The organism is Sulfitobacter sp. EE-36 (assembly GCF_000152605.1).
Classification (GTDB): domain Bacteria; phylum Pseudomonadota; class Alphaproteobacteria; order Rhodobacterales; family Rhodobacteraceae; genus Sulfitobacter; species Sulfitobacter pontiacus.
Window position 1 is genome coordinate 144,421 of the sequence record NZ_CH959310.1, and the last position, 21,676, is coordinate 166,096.

Consider the following 21,676-nt stretch of genomic DNA (forward strand, 5'->3'; position numbering starts at 1 on the left):
ATAGCCCATGCGTCCGGCGGTCATATTTATCATCCTGACCGTCATGATCGATGCCATGGGCATTGGTCTGATCATCCCTGTGATGCCGGACCTGATCGCGCAGGTCCAATCCGCCGATCTGTCACGCGCCGCGCTGTGGGGCGGTGTGTTGGCGACGACATTCGCGGTGATGCAATTCCTGTTCAGCCCGCTGGTGGGCAGCCTGTCCGACCGCTTCGGGCGCAGGCCGGTGCTGCTGACCTCGCTGAGTGTGATGGCGCTGGACTATGTTCTGATGGCGCTGGCGGGGTCGATCTGGCTGCTGCTTTTGGGGCGGGTGATCGGTGGTATCTCGGCAGCCACGGGGGCCACAGCCAGCGCCTATATGGCCGACATCACCAGACCCGAGAAACGCGCCGCCGCCTTCGGCATGATCGGCGCGGGTTTCGGGGCCGGGTTCGTGCTGGGCCCTGTAGCAGGCGGTTTTTTGGCCGAGTTTGGCACACGTGCCCCCTTTTGGGCGGCGGCGGTGCTGGCGGCGGGGAATGTGATCTTTGGCTGGATCGTCCTGCGCGAAACCGTAAATACCCGCAGCGCTGCGCCCCTGTCATGGCGGCGCGCGAACCCCTTGGGGGCGCTGCGGGCCTTGGGCGATCTGCCCGGGGTGTCGCGCCTGCTGCTTGTCTATTTCCTCTATCACCTTGCGTTTGCCGTCTACCCGTCGGTCTGGAGCTATTTCGGCAAGGCGCAATTCGGCTGGTCCCCTGCGATGATTGGCGGGTCGCTGGCATTGTTTGGCGCGGCGATGGCCGTGGTTCAGGGGGGGCTGATCCGGCCCGTGCTGCACCGCTTTGCCGAACGCGGCACCGTGCTGATCGGCTTTGCCTGCTCCATCACCACTTTCGGGCTGATCGCAACAGTCACATGGGGCAGCGCGATCCTGATCCTGACCCCGCTTGCCGCACTCGCGGGCGTGATCCCGCCTGCGCTACAGGCACCGATGTCAGCCCGCGTCACCCCCGAGCGGCAAGGCGCGCTGCAAGGGCTGCTCACCTCGGCATCGGCGCTGGCGATGGTGGTCGCCCCCTTGGTTATGACATCCGTCTTTGCCGCCTTCACCAGCACTTCGACCCCTGTCTATTTTGCGGGCGCGCCTTTTGTGCTGTCGATGATCCTGTCGGTGGTCGCCTTGGTGGTCTTCCGGCGCGTGCGTATAAATCCCGCGCATGTGGACTGACATAACGTAAGCCTGAGCCAGCGCGGCGCATATAGGCTTGCGGGAGGGGGCAGAGCTTGCCACCCTTCCCTAAATTCACGCGCCCGGAAGGACCCGTTATGCCGTTGATCAAAGCCGCCGTTTGCCATGAATTTGGTGCTTCCCTGAAAATCGAAGACGTAGAACTCCGCGCCCCCGAGGGGGCAGAGGTCGAGGTGACGCTGGATGCCGTCGCGATCTGCCATTCGGACATTTCCTTTGCCAGCGGCGGCTGGGGCGGATCGCTGCCCGCGGTCTATGGTCACGAGGCCGCGGGACGGGTGAGCGCTGTGGGCGACAGGGTAAGCGGCGTCGCGGTCGGGGATAGCGTTGTGGTCACGCTGATCCGCGCCTGCGGCAGTTGCCCCAACTGCGCTAGCGGTCGACCTGTGATCTGCGAAACCCCCTATGACGGCGACACCGGCCCGCTGAAAACCAAAGACGGCGGCAAGCTGCATCAGGCCATGGCATCCGGTGCCTTTGCCGAAAAAGTCGTTGTGGATCAGGCACAGGTCGTCAGGATCAGCGCCGATATTCCCAAGGATGCCGCCAGCCTGATCGCCTGCGGGGTGATCACCGGCGTCGGTGCGGTGGTCAATGCTGCGCAATTGCGGGCCGGTCAGGACGTTGTGGTCATCGGTGCCGGTGGCGTCGGGCTGAACGCCATTCAGGGCGCGCGCATCGCCGGGGCCCGCCGCATCGTCGCCGTGGATATGAGCGCCGAGAAGCTGGAGATCGCCAAGGAGTTCGGGGCCACGGATGGTATCCTTGCCACCGAAGACAAACCCTGGGGGCAGTTGGAACAGGCGATTGGCCGCAAGGGCGTGGATGCGGTGATCGTGACCGTTGGGGCGATCCCTGCCTATAACGACGCACCGAAATACCTTGCCGCGGGGGGGCGCGTGGTCATGGTCGGCATGCCTCATATCGGCGACGGCGCGACCTATGACCCCGGCACATTCGCCGCAATGGGTCAGGGCACGGTCGGCTCCAAAATGGGCGACGTGGTGATCCAGCGCGATATTCCGTGGATGGTCGATCTATATGCCCAAGGACGGCTGAAACTGGACGAGCTGATCTCGGGGCGGTGGTCGCTGGAGCAGATCAACGACGCGATCGAGGATACCAAGACCGGTGCCGCACGGCGCAATGTGATCCTGTTTGACCGCTAGCGCCACGGGGGCCAGCCCCCGTACCCCCGGGATTTTGAACCATTTGGAAAAGAGGATCACGCGATGAAATTGCAAGATCTTGAGGTTATCGTCACAGCGCCCCCTGCCCCCGGCTGGGGCGGGCGCTATTGGATTTTGGTCAAGCTGACCACGGATACAGGGATAGTCGGCTGGGGCGAATGTTATGCCGCTTCGGTCGGGCCGCAGGCCATGCGCGCGGTGATCGAGGATGTTTTTGCACGTCACATGCAGGGCGAGAATCCCGAAAATATCGAGCTGATGTACCGCCGCGCCTATTCGTCAGGCTTTACCCAGCGACCCGACCTGACCGTCATGGGCGCATTTTCGGGGCTGGAGATCGCCTGCTGGGATATTTTGGGCAAGGATCGGGACAGTCCGGTCTATGCCTTGATCGGCGGCAGGATGAACGAACGCGTGCGGGGCTATACCTATCTTTACCCGCTGCCGCATCACGATATGACCGCCTTCTGGACTTCGCCCGAGATGGCGGCGGAATCGGCGCTGGACTGTGTGGCGCGAGGCTATACCGCGATCAAGTTCGATCCGGCGGGGCCCTATACCATGCGCGGCGGGCATATGCCGGCGATGACCGACATCTCGCAATCTGTCGCCTTTTGCAAAGCGATCCGCGCGGCGGTTGGCGACAAGGCCGATCTGCTGTTCGGCACCCACGGGCAATTCACCACCGCAGGCGCAATCCGTTTGGGGAACGCCATCGCGCCCTATAGCCCGCTCTGGTACGAAGAGCCGATCCCGCCAGATGCGGTGGAGCAGATGGCCGCCGTGGCGCGGGCCGTGCCGATCCCTGTCGCGACCGGAGAACGGCTGACCACCAAAGCCGAATTCGCGCCGGTGCTGCGGTCCGGGGCAGCCGCGATCCTGCAGCCTGCCTTGGGCCGTGTCGGTGGCATCTGGGAGGCCAAGAAGATCGCCGCCATGGCAGAGGTCTATAACGCGCAAATCGCGCCGCATCTTTATGCGGGCCCGGTGGAATGGGCGGCCAATATCCATCTGGCCACGTCGATCCCCAATATCCTGATGTGCGAATGTATCGAGACGCCCTTCCACGACCAGTTGATCAAGAGCACGATCAAGGTGGAGGACGGGTTTATCACAGCCCCCACCGCAGCCGGTTTGGGGCTAGAGGTGGACGAGGCCTTGGCCCGCGCGCATCCATATACCGGCAACGGGCTGCACCTGGAAATGCAGTCAGCGCCTTGTGATTACGTCAACGGGAATGCGTTTGAAGGGGGGGCACCGTCGGTCAAATCCTGACGGGTCCGGTGGTATGAGGGGGCCGCAGCCCCCTCTGCCAGAGATTTAGAAGAACGCCTGCAGGCCGGTCTGGGCGCGGCCCAGGATCAGCGCGTGCACGTCGTGCGTGCCTTCATAGGTGTTCACCGTCTCGAGGTTCATCATGTGGCGGATCACCTGGAATTCGCCGCTGATGCCGTTGCCGCCGTGCATGTCGCGGGACATGCGGGCGATGTCCAGCGCCTTGCCGCAGTTGTTGCGCTTGACGATAGAGATCATCTCGGGCGCGGCGTTGGCATTGTCCATCAGACGGCCCACTTGCAACGAGGCCTGCAGGCCAAGCGCGATTTCGGTCTGCATGTCGGCAAGTTTCTTTTGGAACAGCTGTGTCTGCGCCAGCGGTTTGTTGAACTGTTTGCGGTCCAGACCGTATTGACGCGAGGCGTGCCAGCAGAATTCAGCCGCCCCCAGTGCGCCCCAGCTGATGCCATAGCGGGCGCGGTTAAGACAGCCGAACGGGCCTTTCAGACCTTCGACATGAGGCAGCAGGGCATCTTCGCCGACTTCGACGTTGTCCATCACGATCTCGCCTGTGATCGAGGCACGCAGCGACAGTTTGTTGCCGATCTTGGGTGCGGACAGACCCTTCATGCCTTTTTCAAGGATGAAGCCGCGGATCTTGCCGCCGTGCTCTTCGGACTTGGCCCAGACCACGAAGACATCCGCGATCGGCGCGTTCGAGATCCACATTTTAGAGCCGGTCAGCTTGTAGCCGTTGGCGGTTTTCACCGCACGGGTTTTCATGCCCGCAGGGTCGGAGCCCGCATCAGGTTCTGTCAGGCCAAAGCAGCCGATGAATTCGCCGCTGGACAGTTTGGGCAGATACTTCATCCGCTGCTCTTCCGAGCCATAGGCGTAGATCGGGTACATGACGAGGCTGGATTGCACGGACATCATCGACCGATAGCCGCTGTCCACACGTTCCACTTCGCGCGCAACCAGACCGTAAGACACATAATTGCCGCCCAAGCCGCCGTATTGTTCGGGCACGGTGACACCCAGAAGGCCCATGTCGCCCATCTCGCGGAAGATCGCGGGGTCGGTGGTTTCATTGGCGAAAGCGTCGATCACGCGCGGCTGCAGCTTTTCCTGCGCATAGGCGCGCGCGCTCTCCTGGATCATGCGTTCGTCTTCGGTCAGCTGTTCGTTCAGGCGGAACGCATCCGCCCAATCAAAGCTGCCCATGTCGGGGGCGTCTTTGGCTTTCAATACGGGCAATTCGGTGCTCATGGTATGTCCTCCTCGGGGTTCGGATTTGGGCGCAGTATTGCAAAGCCCGGCGGCAATGACTATCGCTGGTTACTCCTGAACCTATGAGTCAAAGTCATATGATCGCCCCGCGCCGCTTCCTTCCGTCGGTCAACGCCCTGCTCGCATTCGAGGCAGTGGCACGCTTGGGCAGTGCCACATTGGCGGCGCAGGAACTGTCCCTGACGCAAAGTGCGATCAGCCGGCAGCTCAAGACGCTAGAGGCGCAGTTGAATGTGGCGCTGCTGGACCGCCAAGGGCGTCAGCTGGTGCTGACCGAGGCGGGAAAAATCTATGTAATTCAGGTGCGTGACGTTTTGAACAGGCTGGCTCAGGCATCCATCACCGCGCGCACGAACCCGATTGCGGGGGCGCTGAACCTTGCCATTCTGCCGGGGTTCGGGATGCATTGGCTGGCCCCGCGGCTGCGCGACTTTGCCCAGTCCCACCCGGAGGTGACGGTGAACCTCAGCACGCGGCTGCATCCGTTTTCCTTCCAGAACAGCCCCTTCGACGCTGCAATACATTTTGGCAAGGAAGACTGGCCCGGTGTGCGCTATTTGCCGCTGATGCCCGAGACGGTGGTCCCCGTCTGCGCGCCCGAGCTGCTGACCGAACCGCTGGAAGATCCCAGCCAGATCCTGCGCTATGCGCTGCTGCATCTGGATACCCGCCCGCGCGGCTGGTCGCGGTGGCTGAGCGCGCTTGGTGTCACGCAAGAGCCCCCTGCCGGCATGATGTTCGACCAGTTTTCAACCATGGCGCAGGCGGCGGTGCACGGGTTGGGCGTGGCGCTGCTTCCGACCTTTTCCGCCGAGCCCTATCTGCGCGACGGGCAGCTTGTGCTGGCATCAACGCAGACGACACAGAGCATCGGGAATTACTACCTCGTCTGGCCCGAGGACCGTGCCGAAACCGCGGCCTTGCAGTCGTTCAAGACGTGGCTCGACGGGCAAACGGGTCAGGTTCTTTAGCGTAGGCCAAGGTTCTGAAGCATATCCGCCCTATTTCCGCCGCAATTCTGCATTAGCACACCCTTCATCAGTTTTAAGGGGGGCCCCTTTGAAAGGGAGCATGGATATGCCAATTTCACTTACCAAACTCATTTCTGCTGGCGCGACAGCGGTCACACTTGCGGCTGCCACCGCAGCGACCGCGCAAACCCATGACGTCGTGATCTTTGACGACGCCTTCTTTCCTGCCGTGATCTATGTCGACGCCGGGGACGAACTGCGTTTTGTCAACAACGCCAGCGCCGCGCGCAACGTCAGCGCGGGTGACGGGTCGTGGTCATCCGGCACGCTGGAAACCGGCAGCAGCTTTAGCCAAACGGTAGAGGCAAACAGCCAAGTGACCTTTATCGGCACGTCGCTTGGGGAAAACCCCAAAAGCTACTCCGGCGAGATCAGCTTTGACCCCGCACCGCTGAGCGAGTGATCGGGTCCATCCCTGCGCTTGTCGCAGGTGTTTGAAATAAAAACGGCGCGCCCCTGTTTCCAGCGGCGCGCCGTTTCGCGTTGATATGGCGATATGGCTTACTTCACCGTGATGCGGCCATCGGTATAGGGCGTGTAGGCCCCGTTGGCGGCGATGAATTCAGCCGTCACATCTGCCAGATCGGGACCGTAGTCATAGGCGTTCTGCGCAGAGGTAAACGGCGCATAGCCGTCGCCGCCATTGCGCACATAGTTGTTGGACACGACGCCATAGGTCTTTTCGGGATCAAGCGGCATGCCGGATACGGTGACATCGCTGATGCGGCTGCCCGGCTCGGCGCTGGTGTCCACGGTGAAGGTCATGCCCGCCACTTGCGGGAAACGACCTGCGACCTCTTCGATCTGGCTCACGCCATTTTCCAGCGCCTCTACCAATGCCGCACCGGTGACCTGAAAGGTCGACAGGGTGTTCTGGAACGGCAGCACTGCCAGCACTTCGCCCATGGTCACCTCTCCGGCGTCGATGGAAGAGCGCAAGCCGCCGCTGTTCTGGATCGCGACCTCGATCCCTTGATCCGCCACACGGGCCAGCATCGCATCGGCGACGAGGTTGCCCATCTGACATTCCTGCACGCGGCAGACCGACCGGTCGCCCTCGATCGGCTCGGTGGTTTCGGCGACGACTTTGCTGCGCAGTTCTTCCAACGGTTGGGCCAGCTCGCCGATACGGGCGACGGTGGTCTCGTCCTCTGCGACGCCTGCGTCGATCAGGATCGGATCGCCCGAGGCTTCCTTGATCTTACCTTCGTCATCGAAGGTCACGTTCAGCTCGCCCAGATATTTACCGTAGGCATAGGCCTGCACAATCGCCGTATCCTTGACCATCGTCGGATAGGCCCCTTCGGCTTTTTCATCGGTATTGGACAGCAGCGTATTGGTGTGCCCGCCGACGATCACATCAACGCCTGTGGTATTCTCGGCGACCATCTGGTCGACCCCATAGCCCGAGTGGCTGAGCACGATGATCTTGTTGATACCCTGCGCGGTCAGCAGATCGACCTCGCCCTGCACGGCAGCCACGGAATCGGTAAAGACGACGTTGTCTCCGGGGCTCGACAGTTCGTGGGTGTATTCGGTGGTCAACCCGATCAGGCCTATCTTTTCACCGCCACGCTCGATCACGGCAGATTTCGCCAGCTTGTCCGCCAGCAGCGGTTCGGCAGAGACATCGGCATTCGACATCAGGATGGGAAAGTCGATCGCCTCCATGAAACCGGCAAGCACTTCGGGGCCATCGTCGAATTCGTGGTTGCCCACGGTCATGCCGTCATAGCCCAGCATGTTCATCATCTCGGCTGCCATCTTGCCCTTGTAGTGGGTGTAGAACAGCGAGCCCTGAAACTGGTCCCCGCCGTCGACCAGCACATAGTTGTTGGTGCGCGCCTTGGCGTCCTTGATCGCGTTGACCAGCCGTGCCGTCCCGCCAAAACATTCACCGGCGGTATTGTCCTCGGCGGAACAAGGGCCATCGTATTTGCTGATCGGTTCAAACCGCGCGTGGAAATCATTGGTGTGCAGGATGGTCAGACTATAATCCGCCGCTGCCATGCCCGAGGTCAGCGCAAGCGCTGCCGTGGCTGTCAGGAATCGTTTCATGATGGGTCCCCCCTTTGGGTTGAATTATGCACCTATGGTGACCCCCAGTTTGCCCCCTTGTCAAAGACCATCTGAGCGCAAACCCGCCCTTCCCCAAGGTCACCGCCCTACGCTGCCGCAAAGCGCACAGCCCTTGACCGTTTGCACCGACCAAGGCATCACAGCGGCTATGTTGATTTACAAGATTTTCCGCTCCGATGAATGGCAGGCCCTGCGCCGCGACGGCTCTACAACGGGCGCACCGGTTGATGTCGCCGATGGCTATGTGCATTTCTCGACCTCTGAACAAGCGGCTGAAACGGCTGCGAAACACTTTGCCAGTGAGACAGACCTGTTTCTTCTGGCCGTAGAGACCGACCGTCTTGGCGATGCGCTGAAATGGGAGGTGTCGCGCGGCGGCGCCGAGTTCCCGCATCTGTACCGCATGCTCATGCTAGAGGATGTGGTTTGGGCCCAGCCCCTGCCCTTGCTGAACGGGGCGCATGATTTTCCCGCTGGCTTTAAGGAAGCTCAATGATGACAGGATATATCGACCCGGATCGCGCACAGTTCGACGCCTTCAAGGGGCTGGACCGCGACACGCCGCTGAATATGGTGAACCTTGTCAAACTGCGCGACAAGGCCGCCTACCCAGACGATCACGCGCTGGCCGCCAAGGCGCTGACAGGGGCGCAAGCCTATAAGAACTACGGTGCCGAAAGCGGTCCGGTGCTGGCGGATGTCGGCGGATCGATCCTGTGGCGCGGCCAGTTCGAGGTGACGCTGATCGGCCCCTCGGACGAGGATTGGGATGTGATGTTCATCGCGCAATACCCCAACGCCCACGCATTTTTGCAGATGATCTCGGACCCGCGGTACAAACAGGCTGTGGTGCACCGTCAGGCCGCGGTTGTGACATCGCGCCTGATCCGCAGCGCACCGCTGCCCCTGACGGATGAATTTGCATGAAGCGCATGGCCGAGCAGCTGGGGCTGCGCGCCCTGCATCAGGTTGACCCCGAAACGGCCCATGGTCTGGCGATCACTGCGCTGCGGCTTGGCTTGGCCCCGACACCCGGTCCGGTCACATCGAAACGGCTGAAAACCTCGCTTGCCGGGATGAGCCTGCCCAACCCTGTCGGCCTTGCTGCGGGGTTTGACAAGAACGCCACCGCCGTCGCGCCGCTGTCCAACGCGGGGTTCGGCTTTATCGAGGTCGGGGCCGCCACGCCCCTGCCCCAACCCGGCAATGACAAACCCCGTCTGTTCCGCCTGACCGAGGACCGCGCGGCGATCAACCGCTTTGGCTTCAACAACGAAGGCATGCAGGCGATCTGCACGCGCTTGGCGCGCCGCGGTGCGGGCGTGCCCGTGGGGCTCAACCTTGGGGCCAACAAGACCAGCACCGACCGCGCCGCCGATTTCGCCCGCGTGATGGAGCTTGCCCGCGATCACGTGGATTTCGCCACGGTCAATGTATCCTCGCCCAATACCGAAAAGCTGCGTGATCTGCAGGGCAAGGCCGCCCTCGCCGCACTTCTGGCCGGCGTGATGGAGGTGCGCGGCGATACGCCCGTGTTCCTGAAAATCGCCCCCGATCTTACCGAGGCGGAGATCGCCGATGTGGCCGAGGTCGCCAATGACGCAGATGTGGCCGCGATCATTGCGACGAATACAACGCTGGACCGCACCGGCCTGAAGAACGCGCAGCGTCACCAGATGGGCGGGCTGTCGGGCGCGCCCCTGTTCGAAAAATCCACGCGCGTGCTGGCGCGCCTGTCGACGCTTACCGATATTCCGCTGGTGGGCGTCGGGGGCATCAGCTCGGCCGAGGATGCCTATGCCAAAATCTGCGCAGGCGCTTCGGCGGTGCAGCTTTATACGGCGCTCGTCTATGGCGGGCTGTCACTGGTGACGGATATCGCCAAGGGGCTCGACAAACTGCTGAAGCAGGACGGGTTCGATACCGTGGCCGATGCCGTGGGCAGCAACCGCAGCGCTTGGCTTTGACAGGACGCCCCGGCGAAGATCGGGGCGCGATCCGCGTGACTTCGCCCCGACCCTGCGCGCGCGGGGCCTATCCCGCCGCACGCTCCAACGCGGGGTAGCGCAGCGCCAGCGTGACCCCACGCGCGACAAAGGACACCAATAGCGAAATCCACAGCCCGTGGTTGCCCAGCCACGGCACCAGCAGCGCCGCACTTGCACAGTAGATCACAAACGACACCGCCATCATGTTGCGCATGTCCCGCGACCGCGTGGCCCCGATAAAGATTCCGTCCAGCATCCATGACGCCCACCCCAGCAGCGGGGCCGCGACCATATAGGGCAAGAACACCCGCGCCTCTGCGCGCACAAGCGGGGCCGTGGTCATGAGGTCGATGATCATGCCCCCGCCCCATGCGAAGCCCACGGTCATCAAGGCACAGGCCAGCAGACCCCAACCGCTGGTCAGCACCGCACCGCGCCGCAGGACATCACGCTGCTTGCCGCCCATGGCCCGCCCGACCAGCGCCTCGGCCGCAAAGGCGAAACCGTCAAGCGCAAAGGCCGTGATCATCAGGAATTGCAATAGCACCTGGTTGGCGGCGAGCTTTACATCCCCCAACCCCGATCCCAGAAACAGGAACGAGACGAACACCGCCTGCAACAGAAGCGACCGCACAAGGATATCGCCGTTGACCTTCATCATGTTAATCCAGCGCGGCCCGTCGAACACCTGCGCCCAGTCCCGCCATGCGGGCACTCCAAAAGCCGCACGGCAGAACCACAGCCCAAGTGCCGCACCCGACCATTCCGCCAGAAAGGTCGCGATGGCGACGCCCTGGATACCCCAGCCGAGCCCCAGTACGAACCACAGGTCCAGCGCGATATTCAGCCCGTTCATCCACAGTTGCACCACCAGCACGGCACGGGTGCGTTCCTGCGCGATCAGCCAGCCGGTGATCGCGTATATCGCAATCGCCGCCGGGGCGGACCAGACGCGGATCCCCATATAGGACCGGGCGAGGCTTTCGACCTCTGCGCTGGCCGGAGAAACCTGAAACGCCGCCCAGAACAGCGGTATCTGCAGCATCACCAGCGCAAGGCCCGCCAGCCCGCCGATCAGCAGCCCGCGTGTCAGCAGTGCCGCAACCTCTGCCGCGTCGTTGTTGCCTGCCGCCTGCGCGGTCAACCCGACGGTGCCCATCCGCAGAAATCCGAATACCCAGTAGAGCGATGACAGGATGATCGCGCCGATGCCCACGGCTCCGATGGGGGCCGCCAACCCGATCTGCCCGACGACGCCGGTATCCACCGCGCCTAAGATGGGCACGGTGGCGTTGGAGATAACAATCGGGATGGCGATGTTCAGCACGCGGCGGTGGGTCACCACCTCTTTCGCGGATAGTTTGCCTTGGGCGACGGCGCTGACTTCGCCCTTGGGGATCGCGTCAGTCACGGCGTTGGGGCATCAGGAAATGGCCCGTTGCCTGCGCGAAAAGCTTGCTGCGGTTGTCCTGCCATGCCTCGACATGCACCGAGGCATAGCGCCGGCCCGACCGGTTGATCCGCGCGCGCGCATAGGCATCGCGCGGCAGGCCCGAGCGCAGGTAATCGACGGTAAAGTCGATGGTCTTGGGCAGTCGTGGCAGATGCGTTGCATCCATCTTGTCGACGGCCAGCGCACCGGATTCAAGATCCTCCCACAGGTATTCCCAGCTGAGCGTGATGATCGAGGTCACCTCAAGGAACGAGGCCGTGACCCCACCGTGCAGCGCCTGCAACAGCGGGTTGCCGATCAGCTTGTCGGAAAACGGCAGAACGCCGGTCAGCTCGTCGCCGCGGCGGTCGAACTCGATCCCCAGAAAGCTGACGTAGGGCACCCCGTCCACCAGCGCACGCAGCGCCGCATCGCGACGCTTTTTGACGACCTGTACCGCCTCGGGTTTGCTCCGTGTGCTCATCGTTTGCCCTCCACCGTGAAACTGCCGGTGGCGGTGGCGACCGGGCTGCCGTCTTCTTCGTCCTGTGCCGTGGCGCGCACAAAGGCGACATTCCGCGTCACGTGATAACATTCCGCCCGCGCCGTGATCCGTTGACCGGGGACAGCCGCGCGCAGATATTCGATGCGCAAATCAATCGTCGCCGTCCCGCCGGGATTGCTGGGGTGGCTCATCACCGCGGCCCCGCAGCAGGTATCCATCAACGCCGACACGGCCCCGCCATGCAAGACACCTGTGCGCGGATCGCCGATCAGCCGTTCATCATACGGCATGTCGATCACGGCGACGCCGCCGTCCAGCTCTTGCAGCTCCATCCCCAGGGCACCGCTGTAAGGCAGCGCCGCTATGAACTGCTTGGCGATGCGAAGTTTGTCTGACATTTTTTACTTCCTTGGCGTTATTCTCCCCATATCAACCGAGCGGCCAAGCAAGAGCAACCCCAGTGTTGCGCTTGGAAAGTGAACCGCATAGTTTCCGAACTTGAGGAGACCAAGATGACAGACAAACGCCTGAACTTTAAAGAAATGTGTGCGGAGTTTGACGTCACGCCGCGCACGTTGCGCTATTACGAGTACATTGAACTGCTCCACCCCGAACGCGAAGGCCGGTCGCGCAGCTATGGCGCGCGGGAAATCGCCCGTATGAAGCTGATCATGCGGGGACGCAAGTTCGGGTATTCGCTGGAAGGCATCCGCCAATGGCTGCTGATCTATGAAAACGAAGGCACCGAAGCGCAAATGCGGGCGTGGGTCGTGAGCGCGGACCGCCAGTTGGGAGAGCTGGCAGAACAGCGCAAGCAGTTGGACGAAGCCATCGAAGAGCTGCAGAAATCTCGCGACGATACAGAGGCCGCATTGGCCAAGCGCGACTGATATTTGCGTAGCGCCTTGGGTTTACGGGGCGCTACCACAACTGACAGCCGCTGGCTGGAGGGTGCCGTCGTTGGCAGCATCGAGCGATGGTATGAGAAACTGATTGGATGCGGGCTGGCTTACGCCTGCCGCGCGGCCATCCGACCCATCACATCGGAAAGACGGGTCAGGTCTGCGGCTGTCACAATCAGTTCTGACAGTGAATCAGCGTCGAGGCAGGCAGCAAATTCATACGCCACGTCTTCAACAAGCTTGGCCGCATCCTTGAGCCCCCGCGATGCAGAAGACGCGGAAATCACCGGCCCTTGTGCAAGATCATAGGTATTCGGTGTTGTTGAGGGTTTCGGGGGTTTGTTCTGCGCCACGGCCTGTCCACTTACAGTTGAGAATTCGCCACGACTATGCGTCCGACAGGTGATGCGCACGTCCCGTAAGTGCGCGACATCCGGTCACGCTCCCTGCATTACGATAGGTTATCCAGCGACGGGTCGATCAGGCCAAAGGCCACGCCCCGCACCGCCGCGCGAGTCCGGTCGGTCACATCCAGTTTGCCAAACAGACGCCGCATGATCGTATCGACCGTGTGCCGCGACACCCCCATGATCTGCGCGATCGAGGTGTTGCTCTTGCCGCGCGCGATCCAACGGAGCAATTCCAGCTCGCGCGGGGACAAGCGCCGATTGGGTGCAGCAGGGCCTGCCACAAGCGCGCAGAACCGCATATGGGCAAACTGGCTGGCGACGTGCAGGTCCAGAACCTCTGCATCGCTCGGGCGCGGCCTGTCGTGGTGGAAGCCGATACTGACCAAAGCATTGCGCGCCTGTGGCCCAAAGACCTGACAGACCAGACCATCGGCAAAGCCGAATTCTCTCGCTCTGTTCAGATAGGCTTTCTGCTTTTCGGTCAAGGTGGTCAGCTGCGGCAGGTCACGCCAGAAAAACGGGGTGATCTGTGAGGCCGCGAAGGGAGGAAACGGATCGTCCAGATACAGGTGCTCTTCGGTATACATCCGGTGAAACTCTGCCGGGATACCGATCGCGACAGCGCCAAAGCTAGAGTCCCCAAGCGATTGCACATCAATACTGTGATAGGTGACCGTGCGAAAATCCTGCGCTTTGGCAAAGCGTTGCACCAGCAGCCATAGCGCCGAAACGCTGCTGACCTCGCGCAGACACTCTGTGAATAATCGCGGATCCATATCCTCGGGCATATCACCCCCCGGCCGATAAAACTTGCTCCCCCACACCACTTAGTCGGCGCGAGATACCTATCAATGACCGCCTCGTGAAAACCCCCGCGGAGTTACGCAGATTTACTCAACGTAAAGCAAATGTTTGACGTAGCGTCCAAGTTACGTAAGCTTGTTTCTGGGTTATACCGCTCCCAGTATAGGTGAAGTTGACCGTTCTACAGCAGTGATAGAATAGCGAGTAACTGATATGTCCAACACTACAATGACCATCCGCGAGATGTGCACCGCCTTCGATGTGACCCCGCGCACCCTGCGGTTCTACGAAGCAAAAGAACTGCTTTTTCCCGAACGTCAGGGACAAAAGCGCCTGTTTACCAAACGGGACCGTGCGCGGCTGAAACTGATCCTGCGTGGCAAGCGCTTTGGCTTCAGCCTCGAAGAAATCCGCCAGTTGCTGGACCTGTACCACATGGGCGACCAGCAACAGACCCAATTGGCGCGCACCTATGACATCGCGCGCGAACGTCTGGCCGACCTCGAAGCACAGCGCGAGGATCTGAACAACGCCATCGACGACCTGCAAAACCAGTTAAAATGGGGTGAGAAAATGATCGCCTCCATCAACAGCGCCCGCAACGCGGCAGAATAGGCCCGCAGTCCGGCGCACCCGAACACCTGATACACCGACCTAGATATACTGACCAAACGACGGCCAGATGGCCAAGGGAGAACACCACATGCCGAGCTACACCGCCCCGATCAAGGATATGCAATTCGTCCTGCACGACGTGCTGAACGTCACCGCGTCGTCCACCCCCGGTTACGACGAGCTTGAGGCGGATTTCACCTCTGCCATTCTGGAAGAAGCAGGCAAGCTGACCTCAGAAGTCCTCGCCCCGCTGAACGCGGTGGGTGATCAGGAAGGCTGCCGTCTGGAGAACGGCGTCGTCTACACCCCCAAAGGGTTCAAGGACGCCTTTGAAAAGGTCAAGGAAGGCGGCTGGACCGGTCTGGACATGCCAGAGCAATACGGCGGCCAGAACATGCCCTATATCCTCGGCACCGCCGTGGGCGAGATGTTCTCGGCGTCCAACCAGGCGTTCACCATGTATCAGGGCCTGACCCACGGTGCGGCCTCGGCGATCCTCGCCCACGGATCTGACGCACAAAAAGATACATATCTGCCCAACATGGTGTCCTGCGAATGGACCGGCACCATGAACCTGACAGAGCCCCACTGCGGCACCGATCTGGGCCTGATGCGCACCAAGGCAGCGCCACAGGAAGACGGCAGCTATAAGATCACCGGCCAGAAGATCTTTATCTCGTCCGGTGAACACGACATGGCCGATAACATCATCCATCTGGTGCTGGCCAAGATCGAAGGCGGCCCCGAAGGCATCAAGGGCGTATCGCTGTTCATCGTGCCCAAGTTCATGGTCAAGGAAGACGGCTCGCTTGGCGCACGCAACGCGGTGTCCGTCGGCTCCATCGAAGAGAAGATGGGCATCCACGGCAACTCTACCTGTGTGATGAACTATGACGGCGCGGTCGGCTACCTGCTGGGTGACGAACACAAAGGCATGCGCGCGATGTTCACCATGATGAACGAAGCCCGCGTGGGCGTCGGCATGCAGGGTCTGGCGCAGGCCGATGTGGCCTATCAGAACGCACTGGCCTACGCCAAGGACCGCCTGCAAGGCCGTGCGGTCACAGGGACAGAGCACCCCGACAAGCCTGCCGATCCGTTGATCGTCCACCCCGATATCCGTCGCAGCCTGATGGAGCAGAAATCCTTTGTCGAAGGGGCGCGGGCGTTCATCCTTTGGGGGGCCAGCCTGATCGACGCGGCACACCGCGCGGATGACAAGGATGCCGACGGGCTTGTCTCGCTGATGACCCCCGTCATCAAAGGCTTCCTGACCGACATCGGCTATGACATGACGGTCAAGGCGCAGCAGGTTTATGGCGGCCACGGCTATATCGAGGAATGGGGCATGTCCCAGTTCACCCGCGACGCCCGTATCGCCATGATCTATGAAGGGGCCAATGGCGTTCAGGCGCTGGACCTCGTGGGCCGCAAGCTGGCGCAGGACGGTGGCAAACACGTCATGGCCTTCTTTGATATGATCAAGACCTTCATCAAGGAAAACGCAGGCCAGGACGCCGAGTTCGACGCCAGCTTTATGGAGCCGCTGAAGGCTGCCAGCAAAGACCTGCAATCGGCAGGCATGTACTTCATGCAGAACGGCATGAAGAACCCCAACAACGCGCTCTCGGGGTCGAATGACTTCATGCATATGTTCGGGCATGTCTGTCTGGGCCTGATGTGGGCGAAAATGGGTCTGGCCGCGAAGAAAGCGCTGAAAGATGGCACCGGCGACGCGTCCTTCTACGAGACCAAGCTGGCAACCGGCCGTTTCTACATGGCCCGTCAACTGCCCGCGACTTCGCTGCACCTCAAGCGGATCGAAACCGGCGCGGATACTGTGATGGCGCTGGACGCGGCAAACTTCTAGGTTGCACCGGGGTGGGGACATCCCCCCACCCCGATGCTGACTGAAAGGACGCCCGATGCCCAAACGTTTCCGCCTGACCCGCCGCTTCCCTGTCGCCATGACCGAAGACGGCTACCGCCGCCTGAAGAAATTCGCGGCTGAGGCCGGATTGGATGAAGGCGAAGCGCTGTCGTTTCTCTTCGAGAACTTCAACAGCGTGATCGACGAAGAGAACCTGACCGCGCGACTGCGGCTGTTCAACGCGGAACTGGACGGACGAAAGAGGTAGCACACCACCACACCCCGAATGCCCTGCCGAACCCGACCCTTCGGGGAGAGTTTAAGGGGCAAAATGAAGCGCAAACACCCTGCCCTGATCCTGCGACCCGCACGACCAAAGCAGGGCTTCACTTTGCACGCGGCTCAGCTCTCCAGCCTGCCGCGCGGGGGTTGAATACGACAGGATGATTAGTAACTGATTAACGCAAACCCGCGCATCTTCATTTTGCCGGATAAACTCCACGGGGGTGTGGGGGTGTGAAACCCCCACGGGACGACGATCGACACACAGGACTTGAGGGAGGGTTCAGATGACCATCAAACTGCATTGCTTCGGCGAAAGCGGAAACGCCTATAAGGCGGCGCTTGCGCTGCAGCTGTCGGGGCTCGACTGGGAGCCGGTGAAAGTTGATTTCTTCGGCGGCGAAACCCGCACGCAGGATTACCGCACGACGATCAATAACATGGGCGAAGCGCCGGTGATGATTGATGGTGACATCCGTCTGACCCAATCCGGCGTGATCCAGGATTATGTCTCGGAGCAATCCGGCAGATTTGGCGGGGGCAATCCCGAAGAGCGCCGCGAGATCCTGCGGTGGGTGCTGTGGGACAACCACAAGCTCAGCTCGAACGCCGGTATGACGCGTTTTTTGATGAACTTCCTGCCCGAAGACAAGCAACCCAAAGAAGTCATCGGCTTTATGCAGGGGCGTTTGTCTGCGGCCTATGCCGTGCTGAACGACCACCTGAACGGCCGCGACTGGATTGTCGGCGACGGGATCACCAACGCCGACCTCAGCTGCTGCGGCTATCTGTATTACCCCGAGCCTTTCGGCTTTGTCCGCAAGGACTGGCCCCATATCGACGCGTGGCTCACGCGTCTGAGCGAAACACCGGGCTGGAAAGCCCCCTACGACCTGATGCCCGGCAGCCCTGCTGACCGCGCCTGACCCAAAGGGAGACACCACATGACCGAAGCATATATCTACGACGCCCTGCGCACCCCGCGTGGCAAGGGCCGCAAAGACGGCGCCCTGCACGAGCTGACTTCGTTGCGCCTGTCCGCGCTGACGCTCAATGCGATGAAAGAGCGCAACAACCTTGAAGGCCATGCCGTCGAGGACGTGATCTGGGGCAACGTGACACAAGTGATGGAACAGGGCGGCTGTCTGGCGCGCTCTGCCGTGCTGGCATCCGATCTGGATGAACGCATCCCCGGCCTTGCCATCAACCGTTTCTGCGCCTCTGGCATGGAAGCTGTGAACCTTGCCGCCAACCAAGTGCGCGGCGGCGCGGGCATGGGCTATATCGCCGGTGGCGTTGAAATGATGGGCCGCGTGGCCATGGGCAGCGACGGCGCGGCGATTGCCGTTGATCCTTCGCTCGCGATGGAGCGGTATTTCGTGCCGCAGGGCATCTCGGCTGACATCATCGCGACCGAATACGGCTTTACCCGTGACGAGGCCGACAAGCTGGCGATGCAGTCGCAGCAGCGTGCCAAGAAAGCCTGGGACGAAGGACGCTTTGATAAATCCGTGATCGAGATCAAGGACCAGAACGGCCTGTCGATCCTCAGCCATGACGAATACATGCGCCCCCAGACCGACATGCAGTCGCTCGGGTCGCTGAACCCTGCGTTCCAGCAGATGGGCGAGGTCATGCCCGGCTTTGATAAGGTCGCGCTGATGAAATATCCGCACCTCGAGAAGATCAACCACATCCACCACGCGGGGAACTCCTCGGGCATCGTGGACGGTGCGGCGGCTGTCCTTATCGGGAACAAGGAATTCGGCGAGAAATACGGTCTCAAGCCACGCGCGCGCATCCGAGCAACCGCCAAGATCGGGACCGACCCGACCATCATGCTGACCGGCCCAGTTCCCGTGACCGAAAAGATCCTTGCCGACAATGGCATGAACATCAACGACATCGATCTGTTCGAGGTCAACGAGGCCTTTGCCGCTGTGGTTATGCGCTTCATGCAGGCGTTCGACGTTGATGAAAGCAAGGTCAACGTGAACGGCGGGTCGATCGCCATGGGTCACCCCTTGGGGGCCACCGGCGCGATGATCATCGGCACGCTGCTGGACGAGCTTGAGCGTTCGGACAAGGAGGTCGGGATGGCCACGCTTTGTATCGCCTCCGGCATGGGTGCCGCCACCATCATCGAGCGCGTTTGATGGGCGACCAGCCGCATCCTTTCCACGCCGTGGCCGATCTGGCAGCGCGGCGTGGGCTGAGGGACCTTAAGCTCGCAGAAGAACGCGGGGGGCAATATGTGCGCCTGTATCAGGCCACGCCGCCGCTGTTCTTCAAGCATCGTAACGATCCAAGCGACAGCTATGACCGCGAGCGGTTCAAGGACTTCAAACGGATACTGCTAAGCGAGGAAGACTGCGACAAAGGCCCCGAAGCCACCATCGCCTTGATCCGCTCACTGCTTGAAAAATTCGCTGACTATACGCCTCAGCGCTCGTAACACACTCCAAATCAGGGAGAGATTTAAATGACCGATTTCACCATGAAGACAGACGCCGACGGCGTCGCCATCATCACCTGGGACGTGCCCGGAAAATCCATGAACGTCATGTCGATCGAGGGCCTGTCCGAGCTGGACAGCATCATCGACACGGTCCTGTCCGACGACGCCATCAAGGGGGCCGTGATCACCTCTGGCAAGGACGGGTCCTTTGCCGGTGGTATGGACCTGAACCTGCTTGCCAAGATGCGCGAAGACGCAGGGGACGACCCCGCACAGGGGCTGTTTGACGGCACGATGAAAATGCATGCCCTGCTGCGCAAGATCGAACGCGCGGGCATGGACGCCAAGACCAACAAGGGCGGCAAGCCGATTGCCTCTGCCCTTCCCGGCACTGCCGCGGGCATCGGGCTTGAACTGCCGCTGGCCACGCACCGCATCTTTGTCGCAGACAACCCCAAGGCGCGTATCGGCCTGCCCGAGATCATGGTCGGCATCTTCCCCGGCGCGGGCGGTACCACCCGTCTGGCGCGCAAACTCGGCGCGATGGCCGCATCGCCCTTCTTGCTGGAAGGCAAGATGGTTGCGCCTGCTGCTGCGAAATCTGCCGGTCTGATCGACGAAGTCGTCGCTGATCCGGTAGCCGCCGCGAAAGAATGGGTGCTGAATGCCAAGGATGCGGACATTCTGAAACCCTGGGACGCCAAGGGCTACAAGATGCCCGGTGGTGCCCCCTATCACCCTGCGGGCTTCATGACCTTTGTCGGGGCCAATGCGATGGTCAACGGTAAGACCCAAGGTGCCTTCCCTGCGGCCAAGGCCCTGCTGAGCGCCGTTTACGAAGGTTCGCTTGTGCCCTTCGATACCGCGCTGAAGATCGAGGCGCGCTGGTTCACCAACATCCTGCTGAACCCGTCCTCCTCTGCCATGATCCGGTCGCTGTTCCTGAACAAGGAAGCGCTGGAAAAAGGCGCGGTACGTCCCGAAGGCGTTGCCGATCAGCGCGTCAAGAAGCTGGGCGTTCTGGGGGCTGGCATGATGGGTGCGGGCATCACGCTTGTTTCCGTGCAAGCCGGGATCGAAGTCGTGCTGATCGACCAGACCCAAGAAGCCGCCGACAAGGGCAAAGCCTATTCCGCCAGCTTCTTTGACAAGGGCATCGCGCGCAAGAAATCCACCGAAGAAAAGAAAGCCGCAGCCCTTGATCTGATCACCGCGACCACCGATCTGGACGCGCTGAAAGGCTGTGACCTGATCATCGAAGCCGTCTTCGAAGACCCTGCCGTCAAGGCCGAGATGACCAAAAAGGTCGAAGCCGTGATCCCCGAGGATTGCATCTTTGCCTCCAACACCTCGACCCTGCCGATCACCGAGCTGGCCAAAGCGTCCAGCCGGGCGGATCAGTTCATCGGCATCCACTTCTTCTCGCCCGTCGAGAAAATGGCGCTGGTGGAAATCATCAAGGGGGCCGAGACGGGCGACCGTGCGGTGGCCAAATCGCTCGACTATGTGCGTCAGATCCGCAAGACGCCGATCGTGGTCAATGACGCGCGGTTCTTCTATGCCAACCGCTGCATCATCCCCTATGCCAACGAAGGCGCGCGGATGATCACCGAAGGGGCGGCACCGCAACTGGTCGATCACGCGGCACAGCTTCTGGGCTTCCCTGTGGGGCCGGTGCAGCTGACCGATGAGACCTCGATCGATCTGGGGGCCAAGATTGCCCGCGCGACCAAGGCGGCCATGGGCAATGCCTATCCTGCCAGCCAAGCGGATGATCTGATCTTCTGGATGGAAGATCTGGGCCGCCTGGGCCGCAAGGCGAACGCGGGCTTCTTTGACTATGACGAAAAGGGCAAGCGTCAGGGCTATTGGAAGGGGATGCACGACAAGTTCCCGCTGGCCGAGGAACAGCCAGACCTGCGCGATGTGCAGGACCGTCTGATGTTTGTTCAGGTGCTCGAAGCTGTACGTGCGCTGGAAGAAGGCGTGCTGGAAGACATCCGCGAAGGCGACGTGGGTGCGATCCTTGGCTGGGGCTTTGCGCCTTGGTCCGGCGGCCCGTTCAGCTGGCTCGACATCATCGGCACGCCCTATGCCGCGGAACGTTGTGACCAGCTGGAAGCGCAGTTCGGCGAGCGGTTCAAATGCCCTGACCTGCTGCGCGAAATGGCCGAGAAGAACCAGACCTTCTATGGTCGCTTCGGGCCGGACGCCAAAGCCGCCTGAGACGGCAACGCCCGATAGAGAAAACGGAAGCGGCCAGCAGTTCTTGCTGGCCGTTTTGCTTTGCTGGATGATGTACCGCCCG

The 21,676-nt window shown here is 61.5% G+C and carries 23 protein-coding genes; 16 read left to right on the forward strand and 7 right to left on the reverse strand.

All coding sequences use genetic code 11. From position 1 onward, the window contains the following. Positions 1 to 7: 7 nt before the first annotated feature. From EE36_RS03220 to EE36_RS03230, 3 genes are all read left to right on the forward strand, one after another. Entirely contained in the window at positions 8 to 1,216 is a 1,209-nt protein-coding gene (locus EE36_RS03220; protein ID WP_005849446.1) for a tetracycline resistance MFS efflux pump, read from the forward strand. 98 nt (positions 1,217 to 1,314) lie between these two features. Further along, complete coding sequence (locus EE36_RS03225; protein WP_005849447.1) at positions 1,315 to 2,406, forward strand: zinc-binding dehydrogenase; 1,092 nt, start codon at positions 1,315 to 1,317, stop codon at positions 2,404 to 2,406. Between the two features lie 63 nt (positions 2,407 to 2,469). Beyond that, positions 2,470 to 3,702 (forward strand): mandelate racemase/muconate lactonizing enzyme family protein, encoded by a 1,233-nt coding sequence (locus EE36_RS03230; protein WP_005849448.1) that lies wholly within the window; start codon positions 2,470 to 2,472, stop codon positions 3,700 to 3,702. Positions 3,703 to 3,747: 45 nt separating this feature from the next. Here EE36_RS03230 and EE36_RS03235 read toward each other — a convergent pair whose 3' ends face one another. Next, on the reverse strand, positions 3,748 to 4,971 hold the full coding sequence (locus EE36_RS03235; protein WP_005849449.1) for an acyl-CoA dehydrogenase: 1,224 nt from the start codon (positions 4,969 to 4,971) through the stop codon (positions 3,748 to 3,750). 98 nt (positions 4,972 to 5,069) lie between these two features. Here EE36_RS03235 and EE36_RS03240 point away from each other — a divergent pair, with 98 nt between their 5' ends. Next, positions 5,070 to 5,963: a LysR substrate-binding domain-containing protein gene (locus EE36_RS03240; protein WP_005849450.1), complete on the forward strand. Its 894-nt coding sequence runs from the start codon at positions 5,070 to 5,072 to the stop codon at positions 5,961 to 5,963. Between the two features lie 106 nt (positions 5,964 to 6,069). Then, the gene (locus EE36_RS03245; RefSeq protein WP_005849451.1) at positions 6,070 to 6,426 is read left to right on the forward strand and encodes a hypothetical protein; all 357 of its coding nucleotides are present in this window, start codon (positions 6,070 to 6,072) and stop codon (positions 6,424 to 6,426) included. Positions 6,427 to 6,524: 98 nt separating this feature from the next. On the opposite strand, the gene EE36_RS03250 is transcribed toward EE36_RS03245, so the two are convergent. Beyond that, positions 6,525 to 8,081, reverse strand: a complete 1,557-nt coding sequence (locus EE36_RS03250; protein ID WP_005849452.1) for a bifunctional UDP-sugar hydrolase/5'-nucleotidase — start codon at positions 8,079 to 8,081, stop codon at positions 6,525 to 6,527. 169 nt (positions 8,082 to 8,250) lie between these two features. Between EE36_RS03250 and EE36_RS03255 the strand changes: the two genes are divergently transcribed. From EE36_RS03255 to EE36_RS03265, 3 genes are read left to right on the forward strand one after another with little or no spacing between them, the layout of a single operon-like run. Continuing rightward, positions 8,251 to 8,598, forward strand: a complete 348-nt coding sequence (locus EE36_RS03255; protein WP_039912154.1) for a DUF952 domain-containing protein — start codon at positions 8,251 to 8,253, stop codon at positions 8,596 to 8,598. Beyond that, the gene (locus EE36_RS03260) at positions 8,598 to 9,029 is read left to right on the forward strand and encodes a DUF1330 domain-containing protein (RefSeq protein ID WP_005849454.1); all 432 of its coding nucleotides are present in this window, start codon (positions 8,598 to 8,600) and stop codon (positions 9,027 to 9,029) included. The genes EE36_RS03255 and EE36_RS03260 overlap by 1 nt, the downstream gene beginning before the upstream one ends. Beyond that, positions 9,026 to 10,069: a quinone-dependent dihydroorotate dehydrogenase gene (locus EE36_RS03265; protein WP_005849455.1), complete on the forward strand. Its 1,044-nt coding sequence runs from the start codon at positions 9,026 to 9,028 to the stop codon at positions 10,067 to 10,069. Before EE36_RS03260 ends, EE36_RS03265 begins: the two co-directional genes overlap by 4 nt. Before the next feature lie 67 nt (positions 10,070 to 10,136). Here EE36_RS03265 and EE36_RS03270 read toward each other — a convergent pair whose 3' ends face one another. From EE36_RS03270 to EE36_RS03280, 3 genes are read right to left on the reverse strand one after another with little or no spacing between them, the layout of a single operon-like run. After that, positions 10,137 to 11,501: an MATE family efflux transporter gene (locus EE36_RS03270; RefSeq protein WP_005849456.1), complete on the reverse strand. Its 1,365-nt coding sequence runs from the start codon at positions 11,499 to 11,501 to the stop codon at positions 10,137 to 10,139. Beyond that, the gene (locus tag EE36_RS03275; RefSeq protein WP_005849457.1) at positions 11,494 to 12,006 is read right to left on the reverse strand and encodes a PaaI family thioesterase; all 513 of its coding nucleotides are present in this window, start codon (positions 12,004 to 12,006) and stop codon (positions 11,494 to 11,496) included. The genes EE36_RS03270 and EE36_RS03275 overlap by 8 nt, the downstream gene beginning before the upstream one ends. After that, on the reverse strand, positions 12,003 to 12,425 hold the full coding sequence (locus tag EE36_RS03280; RefSeq protein WP_005849458.1) for a PaaI family thioesterase: 423 nt from the start codon (positions 12,423 to 12,425) through the stop codon (positions 12,003 to 12,005). Before EE36_RS03280 ends, EE36_RS03275 begins: the two co-directional genes overlap by 4 nt. Positions 12,426 to 12,539: 114 nt before the next feature. On the opposite strand from EE36_RS03280, the gene EE36_RS03285 reads away from it, so the two are divergent. Next, positions 12,540 to 12,917 (forward strand): MerR family DNA-binding transcriptional regulator, encoded by a 378-nt coding sequence (locus EE36_RS03285; RefSeq protein ID WP_005849459.1) that lies wholly within the window; start codon positions 12,540 to 12,542, stop codon positions 12,915 to 12,917. 119 nt (positions 12,918 to 13,036) lie between these two features. On the opposite strand, the gene EE36_RS03290 is transcribed toward EE36_RS03285, so the two are convergent. Together EE36_RS03290 and EE36_RS03295 are read right to left on the reverse strand one after the other, a co-directional pair. Beyond that, positions 13,037 to 13,282, reverse strand: coding sequence for a hypothetical protein (locus EE36_RS03290; RefSeq protein WP_005849460.1), 246 nt, complete (start codon positions 13,280 to 13,282; stop codon positions 13,037 to 13,039). A 98-nt stretch (positions 13,283 to 13,380) separates the two neighbouring features. Next, positions 13,381 to 14,127 (reverse strand): LuxR family transcriptional regulator, encoded by a 747-nt coding sequence (locus EE36_RS03295; protein ID WP_050752193.1) that lies wholly within the window; start codon positions 14,125 to 14,127, stop codon positions 13,381 to 13,383. Between the two features lie 229 nt (positions 14,128 to 14,356). Between EE36_RS03295 and EE36_RS03300 the strand changes: the two genes are divergently transcribed. The 7 genes from EE36_RS03300 to EE36_RS03330 all read left to right on the forward strand — a co-directional run bounded on the left by EE36_RS03300 (position 14,357) and on the right by EE36_RS03330 (position 21,594). Continuing rightward, positions 14,357 to 14,758, forward strand: a complete 402-nt coding sequence (locus EE36_RS03300; RefSeq protein ID WP_037944722.1) for a MerR family DNA-binding transcriptional regulator — start codon at positions 14,357 to 14,359, stop codon at positions 14,756 to 14,758. Between the two features lie 88 nt (positions 14,759 to 14,846). After that, entirely contained in the window at positions 14,847 to 16,628 is a 1,782-nt protein-coding gene (locus tag EE36_RS03305) for an acyl-CoA dehydrogenase C-terminal domain-containing protein (protein WP_005849463.1), read from the forward strand. A 55-nt stretch (positions 16,629 to 16,683) separates the two neighbouring features. Then, positions 16,684 to 16,896 (forward strand): hypothetical protein, encoded by a 213-nt coding sequence (locus EE36_RS03310; protein ID WP_005849464.1) that lies wholly within the window; start codon positions 16,684 to 16,686, stop codon positions 16,894 to 16,896. A gap of 301 nt (positions 16,897 to 17,197) precedes the next feature. Further along, positions 17,198 to 17,836, forward strand: a complete 639-nt coding sequence (locus EE36_RS03315; RefSeq protein ID WP_005849465.1) for a glutathione S-transferase family protein — start codon at positions 17,198 to 17,200, stop codon at positions 17,834 to 17,836. An 18-nt stretch (positions 17,837 to 17,854) separates the two neighbouring features. Then, positions 17,855 to 19,066, forward strand: coding sequence for an acetyl-CoA C-acetyltransferase (locus EE36_RS03320; protein WP_005849466.1), 1,212 nt, complete (start codon positions 17,855 to 17,857; stop codon positions 19,064 to 19,066). Next, positions 19,066 to 19,365 (forward strand): acetyl-CoA acetyltransferase, encoded by a 300-nt coding sequence (locus tag EE36_RS03325; RefSeq protein ID WP_005849467.1) that lies wholly within the window; start codon positions 19,066 to 19,068, stop codon positions 19,363 to 19,365. Before EE36_RS03320 ends, EE36_RS03325 begins: the two co-directional genes overlap by 1 nt. A gap of 27 nt (positions 19,366 to 19,392) precedes the next feature. Next, entirely contained in the window at positions 19,393 to 21,594 is a 2,202-nt protein-coding gene (locus EE36_RS03330; RefSeq protein ID WP_005849468.1) for a 3-hydroxyacyl-CoA dehydrogenase NAD-binding domain-containing protein, read from the forward strand. Positions 21,595 to 21,676 lie beyond the last annotated feature (82 nt).

Bases quoted from the DNA above. Each gene is read 5' to 3' on its own strand.
- EE36_RS03220 (WP_005849446.1), top strand. From the start codon at position 8: ATGCGTCCGGCGGTCATATTTATCATCCTGACCGTCATGATCGATGCC.
- EE36_RS03225 (WP_005849447.1), top strand. From the start codon at position 1,315: ATGCCGTTGATCAAAGCCGCCGTTTGCCATGAATTTGGTGCTTCCCTG.
- EE36_RS03230 (WP_005849448.1), top strand. From the start codon at position 2,470: ATGAAATTGCAAGATCTTGAGGTTATCGTCACAGCGCCCCCTGCCCCC.
- EE36_RS03235 (WP_005849449.1), bottom strand. From the start codon at position 4,971: ATGAGCACCGAATTGCCCGTATTGAAAGCCAAAGACGCCCCCGACATG.
- EE36_RS03240 (WP_005849450.1), top strand. From the start codon at position 5,070: ATGATCGCCCCGCGCCGCTTCCTTCCGTCGGTCAACGCCCTGCTCGCA.
- EE36_RS03245 (WP_005849451.1), top strand. From the start codon at position 6,070: ATGCCAATTTCACTTACCAAACTCATTTCTGCTGGCGCGACAGCGGTC.
- EE36_RS03250 (WP_005849452.1), bottom strand. From the start codon at position 8,081: ATGAAACGATTCCTGACAGCCACGGCAGCGCTTGCGCTGACCTCGGGC.
- EE36_RS03255 (WP_039912154.1), top strand. From the start codon at position 8,251: ATGTTGATTTACAAGATTTTCCGCTCCGATGAATGGCAGGCCCTGCGC.
- EE36_RS03260 (WP_005849454.1), top strand. From the start codon at position 8,598: ATGACAGGATATATCGACCCGGATCGCGCACAGTTCGACGCCTTCAAG.
- EE36_RS03265 (WP_005849455.1), top strand. From the start codon at position 9,026: ATGAAGCGCATGGCCGAGCAGCTGGGGCTGCGCGCCCTGCATCAGGTT.
- EE36_RS03275 (WP_005849457.1), bottom strand. From the start codon at position 12,006: ATGAGCACACGGAGCAAACCCGAGGCGGTACAGGTCGTCAAAAAGCGT.
- EE36_RS03280 (WP_005849458.1), bottom strand. From the start codon at position 12,425: ATGTCAGACAAACTTCGCATCGCCAAGCAGTTCATAGCGGCGCTGCCT.
- EE36_RS03285 (WP_005849459.1), top strand. From the start codon at position 12,540: ATGACAGACAAACGCCTGAACTTTAAAGAAATGTGTGCGGAGTTTGAC.
- EE36_RS03295 (WP_050752193.1), bottom strand. From the start codon at position 14,127: ATGCCCGAGGATATGGATCCGCGATTATTCACAGAGTGTCTGCGCGAG.
- EE36_RS03300 (WP_037944722.1), top strand. From the start codon at position 14,357: ATGTCCAACACTACAATGACCATCCGCGAGATGTGCACCGCCTTCGAT.
- EE36_RS03305 (WP_005849463.1), top strand. From the start codon at position 14,847: ATGCCGAGCTACACCGCCCCGATCAAGGATATGCAATTCGTCCTGCAC.
- EE36_RS03310 (WP_005849464.1), top strand. From the start codon at position 16,684: ATGCCCAAACGTTTCCGCCTGACCCGCCGCTTCCCTGTCGCCATGACC.
- EE36_RS03315 (WP_005849465.1), top strand. From the start codon at position 17,198: ATGACCATCAAACTGCATTGCTTCGGCGAAAGCGGAAACGCCTATAAG.
- EE36_RS03320 (WP_005849466.1), top strand. From the start codon at position 17,855: ATGACCGAAGCATATATCTACGACGCCCTGCGCACCCCGCGTGGCAAG.
- EE36_RS03325 (WP_005849467.1), top strand. From the start codon at position 19,066: ATGGGCGACCAGCCGCATCCTTTCCACGCCGTGGCCGATCTGGCAGCG.
- EE36_RS03330 (WP_005849468.1), top strand. From the start codon at position 19,393: ATGACCGATTTCACCATGAAGACAGACGCCGACGGCGTCGCCATCATC.